Annotated in this window: 21 protein-coding genes; 11 read left to right on the plus strand and 10 right to left on the minus strand. The window is 71.8% G+C overall.

Translation table 11 applies throughout. The features are described 5' to 3' along the window. The first annotated feature begins 65 nt into the window (after positions 1-65). From lspA to ACWCPF_RS30035, 5 genes are all read left to right on the plus strand, one after another. Positions 66-674, plus strand: a complete 609-nt coding sequence (gene lspA, locus ACWCPF_RS30015; RefSeq protein WP_451048227.1) for a signal peptidase II — start codon at positions 66-68, stop codon at positions 672-674. Between the two features lie 141 nt (positions 675-815). Next, on the plus strand, positions 816-1,760 hold the full coding sequence (locus ACWCPF_RS30020; RefSeq protein ID WP_451048228.1) for an RluA family pseudouridine synthase: 945 nt from the start codon (positions 816-818) through the stop codon (positions 1,758-1,760). Beyond that, entirely contained in the window at positions 1,757-2,248 is a 492-nt protein-coding gene (locus tag ACWCPF_RS30025) for a GNAT family N-acetyltransferase (RefSeq protein ID WP_451048229.1), read from the plus strand. Before ACWCPF_RS30020 ends, ACWCPF_RS30025 begins: the two co-directional genes overlap by 4 nt. 67 nt (positions 2,249-2,315) lie before the next feature. Beyond that, positions 2,316-3,902: a Na+/H+ antiporter gene (locus ACWCPF_RS30030; RefSeq protein WP_451048230.1), complete on the plus strand. Its 1,587-nt coding sequence runs from the start codon at positions 2,316-2,318 to the stop codon at positions 3,900-3,902. 67 nt (positions 3,903-3,969) lie between these two features. Beyond that, positions 3,970-4,710 carry an SDR family NAD(P)-dependent oxidoreductase gene (locus tag ACWCPF_RS30035; protein WP_451048231.1) on the plus strand — a complete coding sequence of 247 codons (741 nt, stop codon included), beginning with the start codon at positions 3,970-3,972 and terminating at the stop codon, positions 4,708-4,710. A gap of 3 nt (positions 4,711-4,713) precedes the next feature. On the opposite strand, the gene ACWCPF_RS30040 is transcribed toward ACWCPF_RS30035, so the two are convergent. After that, positions 4,714-5,871 (minus strand): mechanosensitive ion channel family protein, encoded by a 1,158-nt coding sequence (locus ACWCPF_RS30040; RefSeq protein WP_451048232.1) that lies wholly within the window; start codon positions 5,869-5,871, stop codon positions 4,714-4,716. Positions 5,872-5,969: 98 nt separating this feature from the next. Here ACWCPF_RS30040 and ACWCPF_RS30045 point away from each other — a divergent pair, with 98 nt between their 5' ends. Further along, on the plus strand, positions 5,970-6,539 hold the full coding sequence (locus ACWCPF_RS30045; RefSeq protein WP_451048233.1) for a dienelactone hydrolase family protein: 570 nt from the start codon (positions 5,970-5,972) through the stop codon (positions 6,537-6,539). Positions 6,540-6,597: 58 nt separating this feature from the next. Here ACWCPF_RS30045 and ACWCPF_RS30050 read toward each other — a convergent pair whose 3' ends face one another. The 4 genes from ACWCPF_RS30050 to ACWCPF_RS30065 all read right to left on the minus strand — a co-directional run bounded on the left by ACWCPF_RS30050 (position 6,598) and on the right by ACWCPF_RS30065 (position 11,449). Further along, positions 6,598-8,277 carry an alkaline phosphatase D family protein gene (locus ACWCPF_RS30050; protein ID WP_451048234.1) on the minus strand — a complete coding sequence of 560 codons (1,680 nt, stop codon included), beginning with the start codon at positions 8,275-8,277 and terminating at the stop codon, positions 6,598-6,600. Between the two features lie 138 nt (positions 8,278-8,415). Then, complete coding sequence (locus tag ACWCPF_RS30055; protein WP_451048235.1) at positions 8,416-9,228, minus strand: DsbA family protein; 813 nt, start codon at positions 9,226-9,228, stop codon at positions 8,416-8,418. 93 nt (positions 9,229-9,321) lie between these two features. Continuing rightward, on the minus strand, positions 9,322-10,014 hold the full coding sequence (locus tag ACWCPF_RS30060) for a hypothetical protein (protein ID WP_451048236.1): 693 nt from the start codon (positions 10,012-10,014) through the stop codon (positions 9,322-9,324). 109 nt (positions 10,015-10,123) lie between these two features. Beyond that, a complete protein-coding gene (locus tag ACWCPF_RS30065) occupies positions 10,124-11,449 on the minus strand; it encodes a DUF2252 domain-containing protein (RefSeq protein WP_451048237.1) in 1,326 nt (441 codons plus the stop codon). 260 nt (positions 11,450-11,709) lie between these two features. Between ACWCPF_RS30065 and dnaE the strand changes: the two genes are divergently transcribed. Further along, positions 11,710-15,246: a DNA polymerase III subunit alpha gene (gene dnaE, locus ACWCPF_RS30070; RefSeq protein WP_451048238.1), complete on the plus strand. Its 3,537-nt coding sequence runs from the start codon at positions 11,710-11,712 to the stop codon at positions 15,244-15,246. A 91-nt stretch (positions 15,247-15,337) separates the two neighbouring features. On the opposite strand, the gene ACWCPF_RS30075 is transcribed toward dnaE, so the two are convergent. Further along, on the minus strand, positions 15,338-15,502 hold the full coding sequence (locus ACWCPF_RS30075) for a hypothetical protein (protein WP_363166718.1): 165 nt from the start codon (positions 15,500-15,502) through the stop codon (positions 15,338-15,340). Between the two features lie 224 nt (positions 15,503-15,726). On the opposite strand from ACWCPF_RS30075, the gene ACWCPF_RS30080 reads away from it, so the two are divergent. From ACWCPF_RS30080 to ACWCPF_RS30095, 4 genes are all read left to right on the plus strand, one after another. Continuing rightward, complete coding sequence (locus tag ACWCPF_RS30080; RefSeq protein WP_451048239.1) at positions 15,727-16,944, plus strand: NYN domain-containing protein; 1,218 nt, start codon at positions 15,727-15,729, stop codon at positions 16,942-16,944. A 108-nt stretch (positions 16,945-17,052) separates the two neighbouring features. Then, the gene (locus ACWCPF_RS30085) at positions 17,053-18,027 is read left to right on the plus strand and encodes an ABC transporter ATP-binding protein (protein WP_451048317.1); all 975 of its coding nucleotides are present in this window, start codon (positions 17,053-17,055) and stop codon (positions 18,025-18,027) included. A gap of 139 nt (positions 18,028-18,166) precedes the next feature. Continuing rightward, positions 18,167-18,991 carry an ABC transporter permease gene (locus ACWCPF_RS30090; RefSeq protein ID WP_451048240.1) on the plus strand — a complete coding sequence of 275 codons (825 nt, stop codon included), beginning with the start codon at positions 18,167-18,169 and terminating at the stop codon, positions 18,989-18,991. 34 nt (positions 18,992-19,025) lie between these two features. Further along, positions 19,026-19,733, plus strand: coding sequence for a DUF2567 domain-containing protein (locus ACWCPF_RS30095; RefSeq protein ID WP_451048241.1), 708 nt, complete (start codon positions 19,026-19,028; stop codon positions 19,731-19,733). A gap of 24 nt (positions 19,734-19,757) precedes the next feature. Here the strand turns inward: ACWCPF_RS30095 and ybaK are convergent, their stop codons facing one another. The 4 genes from ybaK to ACWCPF_RS30115 form a co-directional block, all read right to left on the minus strand. Continuing rightward, on the minus strand, positions 19,758-20,255 hold the full coding sequence (gene ybaK, locus ACWCPF_RS30100; protein WP_451048242.1) for a Cys-tRNA(Pro) deacylase: 498 nt from the start codon (positions 20,253-20,255) through the stop codon (positions 19,758-19,760). A 16-nt stretch (positions 20,256-20,271) separates the two neighbouring features. After that, positions 20,272-21,012 (minus strand): LON peptidase substrate-binding domain-containing protein, encoded by a 741-nt coding sequence (locus tag ACWCPF_RS30105; protein ID WP_451048243.1) that lies wholly within the window; start codon positions 21,010-21,012, stop codon positions 20,272-20,274. 11 nt (positions 21,013-21,023) lie between these two features. Then, complete coding sequence (locus ACWCPF_RS30110) at positions 21,024-22,058, minus strand: hypothetical protein (RefSeq protein WP_451048244.1); 1,035 nt, start codon at positions 22,056-22,058, stop codon at positions 21,024-21,026. 234 nt (positions 22,059-22,292) lie between these two features. Continuing rightward, positions 22,293-23,885 (minus strand): oxidoreductase, encoded by a 1,593-nt coding sequence (locus ACWCPF_RS30115; RefSeq protein WP_451048245.1) that lies wholly within the window; start codon positions 23,883-23,885, stop codon positions 22,293-22,295. Between the last annotated feature and the right edge of the window lie 152 nt (positions 23,886-24,037).

Consider the following 24,037-nt stretch of genomic DNA (forward strand, 5'->3'; position numbering starts at 1 on the left):
TCCTGGCGGCCGGGGAGTGTGCCGTACCCTCGTCCTCAGTCAGGTACCTAGGTTGAGGGACTTACGTGGCAGAGGCGGAGCGCGTCATCGGTACGCCGGACACCCCAGGGGCGGGTTCCGAGCCGGAGGAGTCGTCCGGGGAGTCGTCCCGCGCGGGCGGGCGGGAGAGCGACGGGGCACGGCCCAAGGGCAAGCGCCGTATCGCCGTGCTGTTCACCGTGGCGGCGTTCGCGTACGTGCTCGACCTGGTCAGCAAGATGATCGTGGTCGCCAAGCTGGAGCACCACGAGCCGATCGAGATCATCGGGGACTGGCTGAGGTTCGAGGCCATCCGCAACGCGGGCGCGGCCTTCGGCTTCGGGGAGGCCTTCACCATCATCTTCACGGTGATCGCCTCGGCCGTGATCGTGGTGATCGCCCGGCTGGCCCGCAAGCTCTACAGCCTGCCCTGGGCGATCGCGCTGGGGCTGCTGCTGGGCGGCGCGCTGGGCAACCTCACGGACCGGATCTTCCGTGCGCCGGGCGTCTTCGAGGGTGCGGTCGTGGACTTCATCGCGCCCAAGCACTTCGCGGTCTTCAACCTCGCGGACTCGGCGATCGTCTGCGGCGGCATCCTGATCGTGCTGCTGTCCTTCAGGGGACTGGACCCGGACGGGACCGTCCACAAGGACTGAGGGCCCGTGAGCCGGCGGGCCGACGGCCGGGCTGACGGCTGGACGGGCGGGCTGACGGCTGGACGGACGGCTGGACGGGCGGGCGGACGGCTGGACGGGCGGGTGGACGGGCGTGTCGGAGCCGTCCGGCATACTCGACGGGTGAGCACGATTCCCGAGATCCGTACCCTGCCCGTGCCGGACGGCCTGGAGGGCGAGCGCGTAGACGCCGCCATCTCCCGCATGTTCGGCTTCTCCCGCACCAAGGCCGCGGAGCTCGCCGCGGCGGGGAAGGTCTCGGTCGACGGCTCGGTGGTCGGAAAGTCCGAGCGGGTGAGCGGCGGGGCCTGGCTGGAGGTCGAGATGCCGCAGGCCCCGGCGCCCGTGAGAATCGTCGCCGAACCGGTCGAGGGAATGGAGATCGTGCACGACGACGACGACATCGTCGTGATCGTCAAGCCGGTCGGCGTGGCCGCGCACCCGTCGCCCGGCTGGAGCGGCCCCACCGTCATCGGCGGGCTGGCCGCGGCCGGCTACCGCATCTCGACCTCCGGCGCGGCCGAGCGCCAGGGCATCGTGCACCGGCTTGACGTGGGCACGTCCGGGCTGATGGTCGTCGCCAAGTCGGAGCGGGCGTACACGTCGCTGAAGCGCCAGTTCAAGGAGCGCACGGTCGACAAGCGCTACCACACGCTCGTGCAGGGCCACCCCGACCCGACCAGCGGCACCATCGACGCGCCCATCGGCCGGCACCCCCAGCACGACTACAAGTGGGCGGTCACGGCCGAGGGCAAGCCGTCGGTCACGCACTACGACCTGATCGAGGCCTTCCGCGCGGCCTCGCTGCTGGACGTGAAGCTGGAGACCGGCCGCACCCACCAGATCCGCGTCCACATGGCCGCCCACCGCCACCCCTGCGTCGGCGACCTCACCTACGGCGCGGACCCGACGCTGGCCAAGCGGCTGCGGCTGACCCGGCAGTGGCTGCACGCCGTGCGGCTGGGCTTCGAGCACCCCGGGGACGGACAGTGGGCGGAGTTCGCCAGCGAGTACCCCGAGGACCTGCAGCAGGCCCTGGACCAGGTCCGCGAGGAGACCTACGGATGAGCGGCACGAGTCGGACGGGCGGCACGCGCGCGTACACGGTGCGCGTCGCCGACGACCTCGCCGACCGGGAGGCCTGCTTCGCGGTGCGCAAGGAGGTCTTCGTCGGCGAGCAGGGCGTGCCCGAGGACCTGGAGTACGACGCGCACGACGCCGGCGCGGTGCACGTGCTGGCGGTCCGCGAGGACGGCGCGCCGCTCGGGACCGGGCGGCTGCTGTTCGGCGAGGCGGCCGCGGCCAGGACCGACGGCGATCCGTCGGTGGGCTCGCTGGGGCGGCTCGCCGTGACGCGCGAGGCGCGCGGACTGGGCGTCGGGGCGGCGCTGGTGCGGGCGATCGAGGAGGCGGCACGCGCGCGTGGCCTCGCGGCCGTCGATCTGCACGCGCAGACGCACGCGCTGGGCTTCTACGAGCGGCTCGGGTACGAGGCGTACGGGCCGGAGTTCCCGGACGCTGGTATTCCGCACAGGTCCATGCGGCGTTCTCTCTAGCCGACTGCGCCGCGTGCGACGCTGGAGGTCCGGATGTCCTTGATCGTCCAGACCCGGAGCGCTGACCGTGGACCAGTTGGCCCTGCTGTTCGTCCTGTTGCTCGGGGCCGTCGTGAGCGTCCCGGTCGGGGACCGGCTGGGGCTGCCCGCGCCGGTGCTGATGACGCTGCTCGGCATCGTCCTCGCGGTGCTCGACTTCGTGCCCAATGTGGAGATCCCGCCGGACCTGATCCTGCCGCTCCTGCTGCCGCCGTTGCTGTACGCGGCGGTGCGGCGCACTTCGTGGCGGCAGTTCGCGTCCAACGTGCGGCCGATCTTCCTGCTCGCCGTGGCGCTGGTGTTCGTGACGACGGTCTCTGTGGCCGCCGTGGCCCATGCGATCGTGCCGGGGCTGCCGGTCGCCGCGGCCGTCGCGCTGGGGGCGCTCGTGGCGCCGCCCGACCCGGTGGCCGCCACCGCCGTGGCCGGACAGCTGGGGCTGCCCCGCCGGCTGGTGTCCATCCTGGAGGGCGAGGGGCTCTTCAACGACGTGACGGCCATCGTGCTCTACCACGTCGCGATCGCGGCGGCGGTGAGCGGCTCGTTCTCGCCGTGGCAGGCCGGGCTCGACCTCGTGCTGTCCGCCGTGGTGGCGCTGGCCGTGGGCGTGGTGCTCGGCTGGGGCGCGAACAAGCTGCTGGACGTCCTCGGGGACACGACGCTGCAGATCGGCCTGACCCTCCTGGTGCCGTACGCCTCCTACGTGCTGGCGGAGGAGTTCCACGGGTCGGGCGTGCTGGCCGTCCTGACCACCGCGCTGTTCCTCGCCGAGTACGCCACCGACCCCGACGACGTGCTGACCCGACTGGCCGGTCACACCTTCTGGGACATCATCGACACGCTGGTCACGGGCGTCGCGTTCGGACTGATCGGCCTGGAGCTGCACATCGCGATCCGGACGGCGTCCGGGCGGTGGACGGAGATGCTCGGCTGGGCGGCGGTGATCGTGGCCGTGGTCGTCGTCGTACGGCTGCTGTGGCTGCTGCCGGCCACCTGGCTGACACAACAGCTGCACGCCAGGAAGGACCACCTCGAGGACATTCCGACGAACTGGCGGGAGACCGTCGTCATGTGGTGGGCCGGGATGCGCGGGGTGGCCTCGGTGGCGTTGGCGCTGGCCATTCCGCTGAAGACCGAGGACGGCGCGCCCTTTCCCGACCGGAACGAGATCGTCTTCATCGCCTTCGGCGTGATCATGGCGACGCTGGTCCTCCAGGGACTGACCCTGCCGTGGCTGGTGAAGCGGCTCGGCGTGCAGGCGGACACCGACCGGGAGAAGGCGTTCGAGAAGGAACTGGCGGTGCGGGCGGCGAAGGCGGCGAAGCGCCGGCTGCGGGAGATCGAGGCCCAGGAGGACCTGTCGGAGGAGCTCTCCGGGGAGATGCTGCGCAGGGCCTTCGACATCGGGCTGCGGATCAGCCCGGACGTCGCGGAGGACGAGCGGCTGGAGGGGCACGAGCACCGCGTGCGCAGACTGAAGCGGGTGCGCCGCATCCAGGCGGAGATGCTCAGCGCGGCCCGCCACGAGGTGGTCGCGGCGCGCAGCGAGCCGGGCGCCGATCCGGAGATCGTGGACCGGGTGCTGCGCCATCTGGACGTGCGCAGCCTGCGCTGAGCCGGCTTTCATGGCGGTCTCGTAAACCGCGGTGGGCTCCGCCGACGCCTCGGGTTACGTTCGGGGCATGGCACGCAATGTGGTGATCAGTGGTGGCGGTACGGGGATCGGGCTGGCCGCGGCGCACGCCTTCGCGGCGGACGGGGACCGGGTGCTGCTCCTCGGGCGGCGGGCGGAGGTGTTGGCGAGGGCCGGGGTGGACGGGGCGCTGGCCTACGCCGCCGACCTGAGCGAGCCGGAAGCGGTGCGGGGGGTCGCCCGGTTCGTCCGGGAGGAGCTCGGGACCGTCGACGTGCTCGTCCACAGTGCCGGGGGCGCGGGCCATCTGGAGCCCCCGAGCGACAGCGAGGATCCGCTCGACCGGGTCGCGCACGACTGGACGGTCAACTTCCGCAGCAACACCCTCTCCGCGGCCCTGCTCACCGAGGCCCTGAAGGACCGGCTCGCCTCGCCCGGCGGCCGGATCCTGTTCGTCGGCTCCATCGCCGCCTACCGGGGGTCCGGCAGCGGGGCGTACGGCGGCGCCAAGGCCGCGTTGCACCCGTACGCCCGTGATCTCGCCCGGGAGCTGGGGCCGCGGGGCGTCACCGTGAACGTCGTCGCCCCCGGGTATGTCGAGGACACCGGATTCTTCGGGGAGGCCATCGATCCCGCGCGGCGCGAGCGGCTCGTCGGCGAGACCCTGACCGGGCGGGCCGGGACCCCCGGGGACATCGCCGCCACGCTGCACTGGCTGGCCTCCCCGGGCGCCGGGCACGTCACCTCACAGGTGATCCAGGTCAACGGCGGCGCGGAGCGGGGCAACTGACGCTCAGCGGCCCGCCGGCGGCGGCTCGTGGGCGCGGCGGGGCGCGCCGTCGGGGGCGGCGGACGACGAGGACGGAGACGGGGACGGAGACGAGGACGGGGACTGGGCTTGGCCCGGGACGCGGCCCGGGGGCAGGGCCGCGTCCGCGGTGTTGACCCTCGGGAGCGCGTACGGGTGCTCCTTCGACAGCCAGCGGATCATCTGCTCGCGGACCGTGACCCGCACCTTCCAGATGTCGTCCGCGTCCTTCGCCGTGACCAGCGCCCGCACCTCCATGGTGTTCGGGGTGGTGTCCGTGACGTCCAGGCCGCAGGCGCGGCCGTCCCAGGCCGGGCACTCGCGCAGGATGTCGCGCAGCCGCTCGCGCATCGCTTCCACCGGCGCGGCGTGGTCGACGTGCCAGTAGACGATGCCGGTCATCTGCGGGGTGCCGCGCGACCAGTTCTCGAAGGGCTTCGAGGTGAAGTACGACACCGGCATGGTGATGCGGCGCTCGTCCCAGGTCCGCACGGTCAGGAAGGTCAGGGTGATCTCCTCGACGGTGCCCCACTCGCCGTCCACCACGACCGTGTCGCCGATGCGCACCATGTCGCCGAACGCGATCTGCAGGCCGGCGAAGAGGTTCGCGAGCGTCGACTGGGCGGCGACGCCGGCGACGATGCCGAGGATCCCGGCCGAGGCCAGCAGCGAGGCGCCCGCCGCCCGCATGGCGGGGAACGTCAGCAGCATCGCGGCCACCGCGACCATGCCGACGACGGCCGACACCACCCGCACGATCAGCGACACCTGGGTCCGCACCCGCCGCACCCGGGCCGGATCGCTCTGGCCGCGCGCGTAGCGCGAGTACGACGTCTCCACGACCGCCCCGGCGATCCCGATCGCCAGCCAGGCGGCCGATCCGATCAGCACCAGGGTGAGCAGCCTGCCGACGCCGACCCGGTGGTCCTGGAGGAGCTGGGCCTGGTCGTACGAGCCTCTCAGCAGCGCCGCGCACAGCACCAGCTGGTAGGGGATCCGGGCGCGACGCAGCCGGCCCCACAGGGACGCCTGGCCGTGCCGGGCGTCGGCCTTGCGCAGCAGCAGGTCGGTGGCCCAGCCGATGAGCAGCGTCACAACGACCGAGCCGCCGACCACGATCACGGGGCGGAGCAGGTTCTCCATGCCCTGGAACGTAACCGGGCGCGAGGGGGCTTGAACATGTGTCTTCCGTGCAGAACCGTGCGCAGGGCGTTGTCAGTGCCGGCTGGCACCATGGGCGCATGAACATCATGCTCTTTCACTCGACCTACGGCCTGCGGCCCGCCGTGCGCGCGGCGGCGGACCGGCTGCGCGCCGCGGGCCACGAGGTGTGGACCCCGGACCTCTTCGAGGGGCGCACCTTCGACACGGTCGAGGAGGGCATGGCGCACAACGAGAAGATCGGCAAGGACGAGCTGTTGAAGAGAGCCGTCCTGGCCGCCGCGCCCTATTCGGAGCGGGGGCTGGTGTACGCCGGGTTCTCGCTGGGCGCGTCGATCGCGCAGACCCTCGCCCTCGGCGACGCCAAGGCGCGCGGCCTGCTGCTCCTGCACGGCACCTCGGACCTCGCGCCGAACGTCTCGGTGGACGGCCTGCCGGTCCAGCTGCACGTCGCCGAGCCGGACCCGTTCGAGACCGACGACTGGCTGAGCGCCTGGTATCTCCAGATGGGCAGAGCGGGCGCCGACGTGGAGATCTACCGGTACGCGGGCGCCGGGCACCTGTACACCGACCCGGACCTGCCCGACTACGACGAGGAGGCCGCCGAGGCCACCTGGCGGGTGGCGCTCGGCTTCCTCGAAACCTTGTGACGGGCGAAACTTTGTGACGGGCGAACCCCTGTGACCGGCGAAACCCTGGGACAGGCGGCTACACCGGGTCGTACGTGCGCTCCACCTTCTGCGTGCCGCTGCGCGTGCGGTACGAGCGGGACCAGGAGGAGGTCGCGGTGGCGCTGGTGCGGTCGGACAGCACGTAGTAGTCCATCTGCGCGCGCTCGGCGGTGATGTCCAGGACGCCGTAGCCGTGGCGGTCGGTGTCGACGAAGTGGACGTGCCGGTTGGTGGCCCGGATGATCGGGGAGGCGAGCGCGGTGAGGGTGCCCTCGGGGACCTTCACGATGTCGTCCAGGTTGTCGGAGGTCACCGAGGTGACCACGAACTCCGTGGCGGCCGACGCCGACAGGGGGTAGGTGCCCGCGTCCACCGGCACGTCGTTGGCCCACGCCATGTGGATGTCGCCGGTCAGGAAGACGGTGTTGCCGATGGCGTGGGAGCGCAGATGGGCGAGGAGCTCGCGGCGGTCGTCGGTGTAGCCGTCCCACTGGTCGGTGTTGAGGGCGATGCCCTCCTGCGGCAGGCCGAGCAGCTTGGCGAGCGGCTTGAACAGGTCCGCCGAGAGCGAGCCGATCGCGAACGGGGAGATCATCACCGAGTTGCCGACCAGCCGCCAGGTGGTGTCGGAGGCCTTCAGCCCGGCCTTCAGCCAGTCCAGTTGGGCGCGCCCGGTGAGCGTCCGCTCCGGGTCGTCGACGGTGCCGTTGCCGACGGCGACCTGCTGCGAGCGGAACGAGCGCAGGTCCAGTAGGGACAGGTCGGCCAGTTTGCCGAAGCGCAGCCGGCGGTAGGTGGTGCCGGCGATCGCCGGGCGGACCGGCATCCACTCGAAGTAGGCCTGCTTGGCGGCCGCCTGGCGGGCCGTCCAGGCGCCCTCCGTGCCCTCGGTGTGGTTCTCCGCGCCGCCCGACCAGGTGTCGTTGGCGAGCTCGTGGTCGTCCCAGATCGCGACGACCGGCGCCTTCGCGTGCAGGGCCTGTAGGTCCGGGTCCGTCTTGTACTTGCCGTGCCGGGTGCGGTAGTCGGCGAGGGTGAGGATCTCGTGCGCGGGCGCGGTCGGCCGGACGACGGTCCCGCGGGTGCCGTACTCGCCGGTGCCGTACTCGTAGATGTAGTCGCCGAGGTGCAGCCAGGCGTCCAGGTCGCCGCGGGCCGCGAGGTGGCGGTAGGAGGAGAAGTAGCCGGCCTCCCAGTTGGCGCAGGAGACCACGCCGAACCGCAGGCCCGGCACGGCGGCGTCCGCCGCGGGCGCGGTGCGGGTGCGCGCCACCGGGGAGTCGGCGCCCCCGGCCGAGAAGCGGAAGTAGTAGTCGGTGGCGGGAGCGAGGCCCCGCAGGTCGGCCTTGACGGTGTGGTCGGTCGCGGCGGTGGCGGTGAGGGAGCCCTTGGCGACGACGTCCGTCAGCGCCTTGTCCCGGGCGACGACCCAGCTGACCTCGGTGTCCGGGCCCAGTCCGGAGCCGGGCGTGGCCTCGGCGGTGGGCGTCACCCGGGTCCACAGCAGGACCCCGTCGGGCAGCGGGTCGCCGGAGGCGAGGCCGTGCAGGAAGGCGGGCGCGCCGGCGGCGCGGGCGGGCAGCGCGGCGGCGAGCGGCCCGGCCAGCACGGCGGTGGCCGCGGCCGCTTTGACGACCGTACGGCGGCGCGGCGACAGCGAGCCGGCACGCTCTGCCGGGGTGCCGGCGCTGTCTGATGATCTGTATCGACTGGTCACGGGCGATCAGATTACTGACCAGTACGATCGAAGAGCGGGCGAACTCCCAAAAGTTCGCCCGCTCTTCGTCAGAGCTTCGGCTCAGACCTTGAGGTTCAGATCACGCTCTGCGCTTCGGCTCAGGCCTTGAGCTTCGGATCAGGCCTTGAGGGCCGCGTCGACCGCCGTGGTGAAGTCGGCGACCGTCATCGGGGCGTTCTGCCCGCCGGAGTCGGTCAGCGCCTTGCCGTCCATCTTCAGGGTCGGGGTGCCCGAGACCCCGCTCTTGTCGAAGGTCTTGGACATCTCCAGCGCCCACTTGTCGTAGGTGCCGTCCTTCACGGCGCTCTGGAACTTGGCGTTGCCCTTCAGCGCCGCGACCGTGTCCGCCACCTTGATCAGGTAGGAGTCGTCCTTGAACTTGTCGTCGGTCTCCTCGGGGTGGTACTTCGCCGAGTAGAGCGCGGTCTTGTACTCCAGGAACGCCTCGGGGCTGACGTTCAGCGCGGCGCCCAGGGCGCTGAGCGCGTTCTTGGAGCCCTCGCCGGTCAGGGTGCGGTCCAGGAAGGTGGCGCCGACGAACTGGATCTTGTACTTGCCGGCGTCGTAGTCGCTCTTCACCGTCGCGCCGACGGTCTGCTCGAACTGGGCGCAGATCGGGCAGCGCGGGTCCTCGTACATCACGAGGGTCTTCTTGGCGCTCGCCTTGCCCATGGTGACGGTCGTGCCGTTCGTGCCGCTGGTGTTGGCCGGCGCGACCAGCTTGGCGTCCGCGGCCTTCTCCCAGTAGTCCGGCTGGTTGCCCTGGACGACCGCGTAACCTATGCCGCCGGCCACGGCCAGTACGCCGACCGCCGAGCAGGCGACGATGATCTGCCGCCTGACCTTGGCCCGCTTGGCCTCGCGCTCGCGCTCGATGCGCAGCCGCTCCCGGGCCGCCGTCTTCGCCGCCGCGCTGTTCCGCTTGCTCATGTCGGTGTTCTCCAAAGGGGGACGCGCACACGGGTGCGCGGAAGTTCGTGTGGGGACTGGGTGATGGGGGTGCTACGTGCTCAGGCGGCCTGTTCAGGCCGTGGCGGCCGAGCACGGCGGTCCACGCCGTCCCAGGGAGTGCACGAGGATCCGCTCGCGGACGGTGGGCGTACGGCGCACAGGGCGCGGCAGGCGGCGGACGGCCGGGGCGCGTCGTACGGTCACGGCGGCGACGGCCAGCAGCAGCGGCCGGAAGGTCGTCGCGGTCGCCGCGCGCAGCAGCTGGGCCAGCGCCCGCTCGCCCCGGCGCAGCCAGGCGGCGGCGATCAGGCCGACGCAGAGGTGCGCGCCCAGCAGCAGCCAGGCGGTCGCCGGGTCGGCGTGCGCGAGGACCCCGCCGAGCTGGTCGGTGTCGGCGCCGGTGACCTGGGCGAGCGGTGTGCCGACGGGCGTGCCGTCGCCGCACAGCACGTCCCAGCCGACCGAGGCCAGCGGGCCGGCGACCGGTCCGCCCGCCCGGCCGTAGCAGACGTGCTGCCCGGTCGTGAAGACGGTGTCGGCCGCCAGCTCCAGCGGGATCAGCAGGGCGGCGATCCGCCCGAAGCCGCGCTCGCGGCCCGCGAGGGCGTACGCGAGGGCGAAGACGGCGGCCGCGACGGCGGCCACCGTGTTGAGCGGCAGCGGGGCCCGCGACAGCAGCACGTGCGACGCGGTGCTGAGCGTCACGACGAGTGCCGTGAACAGCGCCGCGCGCGCGGCTCTGAGGCGGGTCCCGGATATGTCCATAGCGGAGGAAGTCTGTCACGCGCTCCTGTAAGAGACCCCTAAAGGTCGCCTGTGAGAACGCCGACTGTTAGCGACCTGTTGTGGAAGGACTCCTCTCGGAGGCCTGTGGTCAGAGGCCGGGGATCCGGCCGTTGCGGAAGAGGTCGAGGAAGATCTGGTGGTCGCCGCGCGCGCGGGCGCCGTAGGAGTGCGCGAAGTCGACCAGGAGCGGCGCGAAGCCCTCCTCGTCGGCCGCGATCGCCGCGTCGATGGCCCGCTCCGTGGAGAACGGGACCAGGGACTCGCCGGAGGTGTCGTCCGCCGCCGCGTGCATCGTGGCCGTGGACCGGCCCAGGTCGGCGACGACGCCCGCGATCTCGTCGGGGTCGTCGATGTCGGACCAGTCCAGGTCGACCGCGTAGGGCGAGACCTCGGCGACGAGCTGTCCCGTGCCGTTCAGCTCGGTCCAGCCCAGCCACGGGTCGGCGTGGGCCTGCAGGGCGCGCTGGGAGATCACCGTGCGGTGGCCCTCGTGCCGGAAGTAGCCGCGGATCGCCGGGTCGGTGATGTGCCGGGAGACGGCCGGCGTCTGGGCCTGCTTGATGTAGATCACGACGTCGTTCTCCAGGGCGTCGCTGTGGCCCTCCAGGAGGATGTTGTACGACGGCAGCCCGGCCGAGCCGATGCCGATGCCGCGGCGGCCGACGACGTCCTTCACGCGGTAGGAGTCGGGGCGGGCCAGCGAGGTCTCCGGCAGCGTCTCCAGATAGCCGTCGAAGGCGGCCAGGACCTTGTAGCGGGTGGCCGCGTCCAGCTCGATGGAGCCGCCGCCGGCCGCGAAGCGGCGCTCGAAGTCGCGGATCTCGGTCATCGAGTCCAGCAGCCCGAAGCGGGTCAGCGAGCGGGCGTCGCGCAGCGCGTCGAGCAGCGGGCCCTCGGCGGTGTCCAGGGTGAACGGCGGCACCTCGTCGCTCTTGGCGCCGGTGGCCAGCGCGTGGATGCGCTCGCGGTACGCGCCCGCGTACACCTCGACCAGCTCGCTGATCTGCTCGTCGCTGAGCGCCTTCGCGTACCCGATGAGCGCGATGGACGCGGAGAACCGCTTGAGGTCCCAGGTGAAGGGGCCGACGTAGGCCTCGTCGAAGTCGTTGACGTTGAAGATCAGCCGCCCCGTGGCGTCCATGTACGTGCCGAAGTTCTCCGCGTGCAGGTCGCCGTGGATCCACACGCGCGAGGTGCGCTCGTCCAGGAACGGGCCGCCCCGCTTCTCCGCGTCCAGGTCGTGGTAGAAGAGGCCCGCCGTGCCCCGGTAGAACGCGAACGCCGAGGCCGCCATCTTCCGGAACTTCACGCGGAACGCGGCCGGGTCGGCGGCCAGGAGCTCGCCGAACGCGGTGTCGAAGACGGCGAGGATCTCCTCGCCGCGGTGCTCGTCGTTGAGCTGCGGAACCGACATCGCTGGGTGCCTCCTGGTGCAGTGCATGTACGACAGCGTCTCTGCCGTCTCCAACGGTCGACGGTACGCGGGAGTGCCCGTTTCCCTCCGGTGAACGTACGCGGTGAAGCGGCCCGCCCGTCACCCGGCCACCACCCCTCATCGAGGCGCTTCGCGCCGCAGTGTTCACCTGATGTGTCAGTGGCGAGGCTTAGACTTCGACGCTGACCCCCGGACTGTCCGCCAGCCCGTCGCCGATTGTTTTCCATGGAGGCCACGCCGTGTCAAAGCCGCCGTTCACGCACCTGCACGTCCACACCCAGTACTCGCTGCTGGACGGTGCCGCGCGGCTGAAGGACATGTTCGACGCGTGCAACGAGATGGGCATGACCCACATCGCGATGTCCGACCACGGCAACCTGCACGGGGCGTACGACTTCTTCCACACCGCGAAGAAGGCCGGAGTCACCCCGATCATCGGCATCGAGGCGTACGTCGCCCCCGAGTCGCGGCGCAACAAGCGCAAGATCCAGTGGGGCCAGCCGCACCAGAAGCGCGACGACGTCTCCGGTTCCGGCGGTTACACCCACAAGACGATCTGGGCGGCCAACGCGACGGGCCTGCACAACCTCTTCCGGCTCTCGTCGGACGCGTACGCCGAGGGCTGGCTGCAGAAGTGGCCCCGGATGGACAAGGAGACCATCTCCCAGTGGTCGGAGGGGCTCATCGCCTCCACCGGCTGCCCCTCCGGCGAGCTCCAGACCCGGCTGCGCCTCGGCCAGTTCGACGAGGCGCTGAAGGCGGCCTCCGAGTACCAGGACATCTTCGGCAAGGACCGCTACTTCCTGGAGCTGATGGACCACGGCATCGAGATCGAGCACCGGGTCCGCGACGGCCTCCTGGAGATCGGCAAGAAGCTCGGCATCCCGCCGCTGGTGACGAACGACTCGCACTACACGTACGCGCACGAGGCGACCGCGCACGACGCGCTGCTGTGCATCCAGACCGGCAAGAACCTCTCCGACCCGGACCGCTTCCGCTTCGACGGCACCGGCTACTACCTGAAGTCCACGGACGAGATGTACGCCGTCGACTCCTCGGACGCCTGGCAGGAGGGCTGCGCCAACACCCTCCTGGTGGCCGAGCAGATCGACACCACCGGCATGTTCGAGGCGAAGAACCTCATGCCGAAGTTCGACATCCCCGAGGGCTTCACCGAGGTCACCTGGTTCAAGGAGGAGGTCCGCCTCGGGATGAACCGCCGCTTCAACGGCAACGTCCCCGAGGACCGCCAGAAGCAGGTCGAGTACGAGATGGACGTCATCATCCAGATGGGGTTCCCGGGCTACTTCCTCGTCGTCGCCGACTTCATCATGTGGGCGAAGAAGAACGGCATCGCGGTCGGCCCCGGCCGAGGCTCCGCGGCCGGCTCGATCGTCGCCTACGCGATGGGCATCACCGACCTCGACCCGATCCCGCACGGCCTGATCTTCGAGCGGTTCCTCAACCCCGAGCGCGTCTCCATGCCCGATGTCGACATCGACTTCGACGAGCGCAGGCGCGTCGAGGTGATCCGGTACGTGACCGAGAAGTACGGCGCCGACAAGGTCGCCATGATCGGCACCTACGGCAAGATCAAGGCGAAGAACGCCATCAAGGACTCCGCGCGCGTGCTGGGCTACCCGTACGCGATGGGCGACCGCCTCACCAAGGCGATGCCCGCCGACGTCCTCGGCAAGGGCATCGACCTCAACGGCATCACCGACCCCTCGCACCCGCGCTACAGCGAGGCCGGCGAGATCCGCTCGATGTACGAGAACGAGCCGGACGTCAAGAAGGTCATCGACACCGCCAAGGGCGTCGAGGGCCTGGTCCGGCAGATGGGCGTGCACGCGGCCGGCGTGATCATGTCCAGCGAGCCCATCGTCGACCACGCCCCGATCTGGGTGCGGCACACGGACGGCGTGACCATCACCCAGTGGGACTACCCGCAGTGCGAGTCGCTCGGCCTGCTGAAGATGGACTTCCTCGGCCTGCGCAACCTGACGATCATGGACGACGCCGTCAAGATGGTGAAGTCCAACAAGGGCATCGACCTCGACCTGCTGGCCCTGCCGCTCGACGATCCGACGACCTTCGAACTGCTCCAGCGCGGTGAGACCCTCGGCGTCTTCCAGTTCGACGGCGGCCCCATGCGCTCGCTGCTGCGCCTGATGAAGCCCGACAACTTCGAAGACATCTCCGCCGTCTCCGCGCTCTACCGTCCGGGCCCGATGGGCATGGACTCGCACACCAACTACGCGCTGCGCAAGAACAAGCTCCAGGAGATCACCCCGATCCACAAGGAGCTGGAGGCGCCCCTGGAAGAGGTCCTGGCCGTCACCTACGGCCTGATCGTCTACCAGGAGCAGGTGCAGAAGGCCGCCCAGATCATCGCCGGGTACTCGCTCGGCGAGGCCGACATCCTGCGCCGCGTGATGGGCAAGAAGAAGCCCGACGAACTGGCGAAGAACTTCACCATCTTCCAGGCCGGCGCGAAGAAGAACGGCTACAGCGACGAGGCCATCCAGGCCCTGTGGGACGTGCTGGTCCCGTTCGCCGGCTACGCCTTCAACAAGGCGCACTCCGCCGCGTACGGCCTGGTCTCGTACTGGACCGCCTATCTCAAGGCGAACCACCCCGCCGAGTACATGGCCGGGCTGCTGACCTCGGTCAAGGACGACAAGGACAAGTCGGCCGTCTACCTCAACGAATGCCGTCGCATGGGCATCAAGGTGCTCCCGCCGAACGTCAACGAGTCGGTGCACAACTTCGCCGCGCAGGGCGACGACGTGATCCTCTTCGGCCTCGAAGCGGTGCGCAACGTCGGCACGAACGTGGTGGAGTCGATCATCAGGAGCCGCAAGGCCAAGGGCAAGTACGGCTCGTTCCCCGACTACCTCGACAAGGTCGAGGCGGTCGCGTGCAACAAGCGCACCACGGAGTCGCTGATCAAGGCGGGCGCGTTCGACACCCTGGGGCACACCCGCAAGGGCCTCACCGCGCAGTTCGAGCCGATGATCGACAACGTGGTCGCGGTCAAGCGCAAGGAGGCCGAGGGCCAGTTCGACCTCTTCGGCGGCGGCGAGGAGGACAGCAGCGAGCCCGGCTTCGGACTCGACGTCGAGTTCACCACCGACGAGTGGGAGAAGACGTATCTGCTCGCCCAGGAGCGGGAGATGCTCGGCCTCTACGTCTCCGACCACCCGCTGTTCGGCCTGGAGCACGTGCTGTCCGACAAGGCCGACGCCGGCATCGCCCAGCTCACCGGAGGCGAGCACGCGGACGGCGCGGTGGTGACGATCGGCGGCATCATCTCCGGTCTCCAGCGCAAGATGACCAAGCAGGGCAATGCCTGGGCGATCGCCACCGTCGAGGACCTCGCGGGCTCCCTGGAGTGCATGTTCTTCCCGGCGACCTACCAGCTCGTGTCGACCCAACTCGTCGAGGACGCCGTGGTCTTCGTCAAGGGCCGCCTCGACAAGCGCGAGGACGTGCCGCGGCTCGTCGCGATGGAGATGCAGGTCCCGGACCTGTCGAACGCGGGCACCAACGCGCCCGTGATCCTCACCATCCCGGCCACCCGGGTCACCCCGCCGATGATCAACCGCCTCGGGGAGATCCTCACCCACCACCGGGGCGACAGCGAGGTCCGCATCAGGCTCCAGGGCCCGACGAAGACCACCGTCCTGCGCCTCGACCGGCACCGGGTCAAGCCCGACCCCGCTCTGTTCGGCGATCTGAAGGTGCTGCTCGGCCCGTCCTGCCTGGCGGGCTGAGTCCGCACGGACCCGAGAACCATGAGGGGCGCATCCGGTATCGGATGCGCCCCTCGGTGTGCCTGGGCTGCAACAGCCCGCAGTGCGGACGTCAGTTGTGGCCGAAGCGCTTCTGCCGGCCCTTGCGGGCGACATCGGCGGGCGTCACCTGGGAGATGCGCTGCTCGGCCTGCTCCTGCATCGACGACTGCTGCGCGGCCTGCTGACCGCGCTCGGACTGCGGCTGTTTGCGTTCCTGCTTCTTGTTCTTGGCCATGGTGATCTGCCTCCTGTGGGGGATCGAGGGGCCAGCTCCGCGACCAGATTCACATAGGCTGACTTACAGCGCATTTTGGATAATTACCGTCTGTAACAGGGGTTGTCGGAGCGCAACCTCCCGAAACGCCACGCCGAAGATCGAGTTCGGGCCGTTAACCTCCGCGTGGTCGGGCAGACTCGAAGGAAGCCCGAAGCAAACCTCCCGGAAAGAGGGTGAGTCGTGTGGACCGCTGCATCGTCCTGGTGGACGCCGGGTATCTGCTGGGGGCCGCCGCAAGTCTCCTCGCCGGAGAGCCCTCGCGATCCCGGATCACCGTCGATCACGCCGCTCTCGTCCAGGGCCTGCGCGAACAGGCCGAGTCCGAGACGGAACGGCCGCTGCTGCGCATCTACTGGTTCGACGGCGCCCCGGACCGCGTCCCCCAGCCCGAACACCGCAGGCTGCGCGTGATGCCCCGGGTCACGGTCCGCCTCGGCGCGCTGACCCGCAGTGACGGCCGCTGGGCGCAGAAGGGCGTCGACGCCGCGATGCACGCCGAGCTGACCGAGCTGGCCCGCAACCGCGCCTGCTCCGACGTCGTCCTCGTCACCGGCGACGGCGATCTGCTGCCCGGCATGATGGCCGCCAAGGAGCACGGCGTCGCCGTCCACCTGTGGGCCGTCCAGGCCGCCGACGGCGACTACAACCAGTCCGAGGACCTCGTCGCCGAGGCCGACGAACGACGCGTCCTGGACCGCACCTGGATCACCAAGGCCGTCCGCGCGAAAGACCTCGGCGGGATCTGCGCGCCGCCGCCGGTGCCCCGGCCCGAGATCGCCGCGATCCTCTCCGCGCCGCTGCCCGACTCCGGGCTCGCCCCCGCCGCCGAGCGGACCGCCGAGGAGGCCGAGCACGCCTCCGCCGCCGCCGCGCAGAACGGCGCGCAGGAGCGCGTCCCCGCCCCCAAGGGCGTCCCGACCCCCAAGGACCTGGCCGCCCTGCGCGCGCCCGGCGCCCAGGCCGTCCAGCACCCCACCACGGCGACCCTGCGCTGGTCCTCCGACAAGGGCTGGGTCGACCGCCCCGGGGTCGCCCCCGAGCCCTCCGAGGTCGCCTCGATGCCGACGCTCGCCCAGGTCACCACGGCGGAGCAGCGGTGGGCCGACCGCGAGGAGGACATCACGACCGTCGGCGGGGACCCCTACGAGGTGGGCCAGGTCTTCGCGCGCCGGTGGATGGGCCGCCTCGGCGACCAGGGCCATCTGCAGAAGCTGTCCGGCATGTACCCGCGGATCCCGCACCGCATCGACGGCGAGCTGCTCCGCTACGCGGCCCGCTTCGGACTGCTCGCGCACAAGGACGACCAGATCGACGAGCACGACCGGTACGCCATCCGGGCGGGTTTCTGGCGCGAGATCGATGTGCGGACGGCCGCCGAACACGCTCCGGCCGCGGACTGAACCGGGCTTCGGGAGCGCCCCCGACGGCGAGCGGGGGTCCCGGACCCCGTAGTCTCGTCCTTTGTGAGTACGCGCGTGGCACCGGCAATGCGGCACCGGGACGAGGTCGTGTGTGCCGTACGCGGGCTGACCAAGTCGTATCCGGCGGTCCGCGGCCGGCGCGGCACTCCCGCGACACCCGAGGTCCGGGCCACCGACGGCGTACGGCTGGACATTCGGGGCGGTGAGATCTTCGGTCTGCTCGGGCCGAACGGCGCGGGCAAGACCACCCTCGTACGCCAGATGACCGGTCTGATGCGGCCCGACTCGGGCAGCGTGGAGATCCTCGGGCACGACATCGTGCGCCACCCCGAGCGGGCGGCGCGCATTCTCGCCTACCTGGGGCAGGAGTCCTCCGCCCTCGACGAACTCACCGTCTCCCTCGCCGCCGAGACCACCGGCAGACTGCGCGGCCTCGACGTCCGCGCGGCGCGCCGGGAGCGGGACGAGGTGCTCGACGAGCTCGGCCTCACCCCGCTCGCCGGACGGGCGCTGCGCAAGCTGTCCGGCGGGCAGCGGCGGCTGGCCTGCTTCGCCGCCGTGCTGGTGGGGGAGCGGCCCCTGCTGGTGCTGGACGAGCCGACGACCGGCATGGACCCGGTGGCGCGGCGGGCCGTGTGGGCCGCCGTGGACCGACGGCGCGCCGAACGCGGCACCACCGTGCTGCTCGTCACCCACAACGTCATCGAGGCCGAGACCGTCCTCGACCGGGTGGCCGTCCTCGAACAGGGCCGGGTCATCGCCTGCGACACCCCCACCGGGCTCAAGGAGCAGGTCGCCGGCGAGGTGCGGGTCGAGCTGGTGTGGCGCGAGCGCGCGCCGCTGGACGTGCCCGAGGTCGCCGCGCTGCGCGAGCGGGCGGTGGAGTCCGGCCGCCGCTGGACGCTGCGGCTGGCCCCGGACGAGGCGCGGGCGATCGTCGCCACCGTGACCGGCGGCGCCGCCTTCGCCGCCCTGGACGACTTCACCCTGGCCACGCCGAGCCTGGAGGACGTCTACCTGGCGCTGGGCGGGGCGGCACGGCAGGGGCTGGTGCGGGCGTGAGCGGAGCGACGGGTGGGGCGATGATCGCGACGATGATCCGGGCACGAGCGGCGGGACCGAGAGGCGCCGAGGTGAGTGGGCGGGCCGCCGGGGCCGTATGGGACGGTATGAGAACCGTAGGGAAGAGGAGCAGCGCCACGTGAGTGTCGTACCCGCCGAGGTTCTGCCGGGGGCCGCCCGGACCGTGACGGAGCCGGTCCGCCGCCCCGCCGCCGAGCTGGCGCCCCGCGCGCGGCTGTGGCCGTCGCTCGTGGCCGTCTACCGCGCCCAGCTGTCCCGCGCGCGGGTGGCCCGTATCCCGCTGCTGTTCGTGGCGACCTTTCAGTCGGTCGGCATCCTGATCATGATGCGGGGCGTCGTGGACGGCGGGCGCGAGGCGGAGGCCGTGGTGGCCGGGTCCGCCGTCCTCGTCGTCGCCTTCGTCGCGCTGAACCTGCTCGCGCAGTACTTCGGGCAGCTGCGGGCCAGCGGAGGGCTCGACCACTACGCGACGCTGCCGGTGCCGCCCGCGGCCGTGGTGCTGGGCGCGGCGGGGGCGTACGCCTCGTTCACCGTGCCGGGGACCCTGGTGACCGCGGTGTTCGGCTGCGTGCTGTTCGGGCTGCCGCTGACGCATCTGTGGGTGCTCGCCCTCGTCATTCCGCTGGCGGGCGCCGCGCTGTCCGGGCTCGGCGCGGCCTTCGGACTGCTCGCGCCGCGGCCGGAGCTGGCCACCGTGCTGGGGCAGCTCGGTATGTCCGCCGCGCTGCTGCTGGGCGTGCTGCCGCCGGACCGGATGCCGGAGGTGGTGCGCTTCGCCCGTGATCTGCTGCCGTCCACCTACGGCGTCGAGGCGTTCGCGCGGACCTTCCGGGCCAGCCCCGACTGGGCGTTCGTGCTGGGCGACCTCGCCGTCTGCGCGGGTGTCGGCGTGGTGTCGCTGGCCGTCGCCACCTGGGCGTACCGCCGGGCCGCCGTCCGGTGACGCGCCGCACAGCCGGGCCTGGCACGATGTCAGGGTGACCGCACCGCTGACTCCGCCGCCACCGCCGCACGAACCGTCTCCGCAGGGGGCCTGGCCGCCGTCGTCGGCTCCGGCGCCGTCGTCCGGGGGGTACGCGGGGGTGGCCGCCGCGCCCCACGACGTCTCGTACGGACAGGACGGGCCCGGGATGAAGACCGAACTGCGGGAAGCCGCCGTGATCACGGTGGCCGTCACGCTCGTCGGGGTGGTGCTCGGGCTGCTGTGGGTGTGGCTGGCGCCGAAGGTGCCGCTCGTCGGCGATGTGGTGGAGGGCGACTGGGTCGTCTACTTCAAGGACACCGAGGGCGAGCAGGCGATCGGGGTGGACGGGACGTTCACGCTGCTGGCCCTCGCGTGCGGCGCCGTGAGCGCGGTGGCGGTGTTCCTCTGGCGGCGGCGCGGTGGAGTGCCGGCCGTGGTCGCGCTCGCGCTCGGCGGGTTCCTGGGATCGCTGCTGGCCTGGCGGCTCGGGGTGTGGCTCGGGCCCGACTCCGATGTGATCGCGCATGCGCAGTCGGCGGGCAAGGGGGTCACGTTCTCGGCGCCGCTGAAGCTGGCCGCGAAGGGGGCCCTGCTCGCGTGGCCGCTGGCCGCCCTGTTGATGCATCTGGGGCTCACGTCGTTGTTCGGCCCCCGGGATCCCGATCCGTACGCGATGCAGGGCACCGCGCCCAAGGACGGGTACGGGCCGCCCCTGGGGTGAGACCCCCTGTCGGGCGGAGCGAACTCAGCCGCGGGCGATCGGTGACAGCACCGCTGCCGTGAGCGTCGCCAAGGCGGTCGGGGAGAGTTCCACTTCCAGGCCTCTTCGGCCCGCCGAGACGCAGATCGTCGCGTGGGTCGTCGCCGAGGCGTCCAGCACGGTGGGGAGCCTCTTGCGCTGGCCCAGCGGTGAGATCCCGCCCCGGACATAGCCCGTGGTGCGTTCGGCCAGGGCCGGGTCGGCCATCGCGGCCCGTTTGCCGCCGACCGCCGAGGCCAGGGCCTTGAGGTCCAGGGAGCCGGCCACCGGGACCACCGCCACCGTCAGGGCGCCGTCCACGTCCGCCACCAGGGTCTTGAAGACGCGGTCGGGGGAGACGCCCATCGCCTCGGCCGCCTCCTCGCCGTAGGACGGGTGGCTCGGGTCGTGGTCGTAGGCGTGGACCGTGAACTCCACGCCCGCCGCCGTCAGGGCCACCGTCGCGGGGGTGCCCCCGGACTGCTGCCGTTGCTTCTTCGCCATGCTCGATGCTCGACCTTCAGTTGAGACTCGTCGGGCCGCGGGTCAGGTCCGCCGCGGGCAGCGAGGGCAGATTGCGGATGATCGCCGTCTCCGCGCGCAGGAGCGTCAGTTCGTCCCGCAGCCGGGAGGCCGTGTCGGGGGCCTGGAGGAAGCGCTGCTTGGTGGGGGTGTCCAGCATCATCGCGGCCGCCACCAGGTACGACACCACCGACGGGTCGTCCGGGAGCTCCGCGCCGGTGGCCAGGGAGCGTTCGCGGGCGCCCGCCAGGCGCTTCTGGTACTGGCGGAAGGCCCGCAGCACGCCCTCGGCGAGGGCGCCCGCCTCGTCGCCCGGGTCCTCCGGCAGCTCCTGGAGCTCAGCGGTCAGGAAGGGGCCCGAGGCGTCCACCGACAGCAGCTTGACGCGGGTCGTGCCGGTGGCCAGCACCTCGAACGTGCCGTCGGCGCGCTCGCGGATCGTCGCCGCGTCGGCCACACAGCCGACGCCGTGGAAGGCCTTGACCGGGTCGTCGCCGAAGCCGGCCGCGGGGCCGCGCTCGGGCACGGCGGTCTGGTCGGGCAGGCCCTGCGCGCTGGGCGCCACCTCGTGGCCGTCGCGGATGGCGACGACGGCGAACCGGCGCGATTCGTCCTCGGGAGTCTTCAACAGGTCGCGCATCATGGCGCGATAACGCTCCTCGAAGACGTTGAGCGGGAGCACGAGTCCCGGGAACAACACCGAGTTCAGGGGGAAGAGCGGCAGGCGGACGGTGGTCACGACGCAGAAGCCTAGTGGTCCGGCGGGCGGGCTCGTCCGCCGTGCCCATTCCCTGGATGCCGGGGAGGCTGCCCGGAAGGCCCCGAGGCCAGTTCCTCGCGTACCGCCAGGAAGTGGCCGAGCGGGTCGTCCGAGAGCCGGTCCCAGGGGAACGACGTGGCGTACGGGCCGATCAGGCGCAGCTGCGCGAGGGCTTCGTCGCGGCGGTCCAGACGGGCCAGGACGTAGGTCAGCAGGTTGCGGATCTCGGCCGGCCAGGGGTCGAGGCCGGGGAAGCGCACGGAGAGCGCGATGGCGCGGTCGGCGGCCGCGTCCAGCCGCTCGCGCGGCACGTCGGGGCCGCAGCCGTCGGTCAGGTAGGAGAAGGCCGCTCGGGCGGGCAGCGCCTGGACGAGGGAGCCGGCGGGCGCGTCCTGGGCGGCCCGGTCGGCGAAGTCGAAGCACTCGCGGTGGGAGCCGTGCCAGGACGCGGCCAGATAGCGCTTGGCGGCCACATGGCAGCCGTAGTGGTGCGGGGCGCGGCGGACCGCGGCCGCCCACAGCTCGCCGAAGTACTTGTGCCCGGCCCGGGCGCCGCGCGCGTGGTCCAGGGCGATGCGCCACGGCACGGGGTCGCGGACGTCGCTCTGCGCGGCGGCCGTGATCAGCGGGCTCACCTCGCGCAGCAGTTCCGCGCGGGCCGGCGAGCGCCAGGCGCGGTCCACCGCGAGCTGGGCGGAGACGAGCAGCACGTCGGGGTCGCGCGGGGCGGCGGCACGCCAGTCCTCGAACCACTCCGAACGGGAGAGCGCGAAGGACGCGAGCCGGGTCGCGTACCGGTCGCGGTACTCCCACTGGGCTTGTTCCCGGGTCTCGGCCATCAGCTCGGCGGCGGGCGCGTAGGCGCCGAGGCCGGCGGCGACGAGCACGGGGCCGAGACGTTCGTCGGGCACGTCGAGGAGCACCTCGTCGTCGGCGGGGAGCCCGGCGGCGGTGCTGTGGGGCGCGGCGTTCCGTGCCGCCCGGGAGGCCCGGGGGGTGCGGATGAACGGGGGCAGCAGAGCCATGGTGTCGCCATTGAAAAGCCGCAGCTTCAGATTGCGCCAGAGCCTTCACGCAACCTGCGGAAAGTTGTACGACCCACGGTCAAGGGACAGTAAAAAGGTGATCGTTCAACGACTTCTGGTGGGGTGACGTGGGGCGGATGTGCGCTGATCGTGTGCTGATTGCGTGAGGGCAGGCACGCCGGTCCTCGGCTCGGCGTAGCAGGCTCGCCCCCCCGCCGCGGGCGGCAGGGCCCGTCACCCCCGGCGCAGCAGCCGCGTCGCCCCCGCCGCCACCGTCGTCGCCAGGATCCAGCCGAGCAGGATCAGCGCCGTGGACAGCCACTGCCAGCCGCCGTGCAACTGCCACTGGCCGACCTGTCCCAGGTCGATGACCGGCAGCAGCAGGTCGAGGGCGAACAGGGCCGGGTTCCAGGGCGGTTGTCCGTCGCCGCCGTCGACCGGCGGATGCGCGGCGTGCGCGAACGCCAGCGAGCTCGCCGCCCACAGCACCGCCATCCACACCGCCGCCCGGCCCGGCCGGTAGCCGTACGCGACCGTCCAGTCCTGCACATACCCCAGGAGCTTCGCGGCCGGCGGCAGCGTCTCGCGGCGGCGGCGCTGTTTGGCCAGCAGCACCTCGCGGGCGTCCTCGTCCTCCCCGCCGGCCCGCAGCACGGCCGCCAGCCGCTCGTACGGCTCCGGGGCGTACTCGGCGGTCGCCGCGGCCACCCAGCGCAACCGCTCGGCCAGCGGGAACGGGCCCTGCGGCACCAGGTTCTCGTACACGAAGCCGCCCATGTGCAGATTGCCGGGGGCCGGCCAGGCGCTCGCCCGGTCCACGAGGTTGATCACCCGGGCCCCGGACAGCACGACCTTGCCGCGCCCCGGCGGCTCCCCGAGAAAGCGCAGCTCGGACGTCTGCACCCGGCGCAGCGACAGCTCCTGGTCGTCCGTGAAGGTGAACCGGGCCCGCTCCAGGTCCACGGCGTCCCCGAACCGGCCGTCGTCCAGGCGTATCCCGCCCCGGCACTCGAAGCGCTGGATGCGCGTCCCGCGCGCGGGCGTCGTGCCGCTCAGCGCCTGGCCGCCGACGCCCGCCGGGGTCAGATACAGCGAGCGCTCCACGGTCAGCTGCGGGGCGTTCAGCGCGAGCCGCGTGTACGGGTTGGCCAGCCGCGCCCCGCGCAGGCTCAGCGACACGCCGATCTTGGCGCTGCGCAGACTCAGCTCGCCGTGCGATTCGAGCAGCTCGGCCTGGAGGTCCTGGCCGACCGTCAGGCCGTCGGCGGCGATCGAGCGGCCGGTGCGGTCTCGGTAGACGATCGCCTGGTTGAGCAGCAGATCCGTGCCGATGTGCGCGTCGGTGAGCCGCACGCCGTTGTGGAAGCGGCAGCGCGGCAGATGCAGATCGCCCTCGGTGTGCACCCGGGCCGCCTCCAGGCGCGGCACCGAGCAGTCCACCATCCGCAGGGTCGTGAACCGTGCCTCCGGCACCAGCACCTCGCGCTCGAACCGGCAGCGCTTCAGCTCCACGTACGGCACCACCGCGCCGCCCGCGAGGTCCAGGGTGCCGCTGATCTGCACGCCGGACAGCTTGAGGGACGCCACCCGGCCGGCCAGCGCGGGCGGTCCGGCCAGCAGCAGCCAGGCCACGATCCGGGCCCGCACGGTCCGCGCCGCGCCCCACGGATGCCCGCCGTGCGGATCGTCGACGACCGTGTCCCCGCTGCTCAGGTCGTACACGCTGCCGTTGCGGAAGGCCTGCCACATGCCGGCCTCGGCGGCGGTCAGGTCGTCCGGCAGCTCCCCCGTGCCGTCTCCCGTAGGGTTGCCCGCCCCCTCCGTCACGCTGTTCACCCTCTTCGTCGCTCACCGGTTTCGCACGGCTGTTCATGCCCGCCGGGCGGCCCCCGAACGCTAAGCGCTCCGCTGGACGTGCCGCGAGGTGCCGTCGTTCCGCTGCGGCGCCGTCGTGGCCGGTCGTTCCCCCACCCTCGGCT

This window comes from Streptomyces sp. NPDC001858, assembly GCF_053594615.1.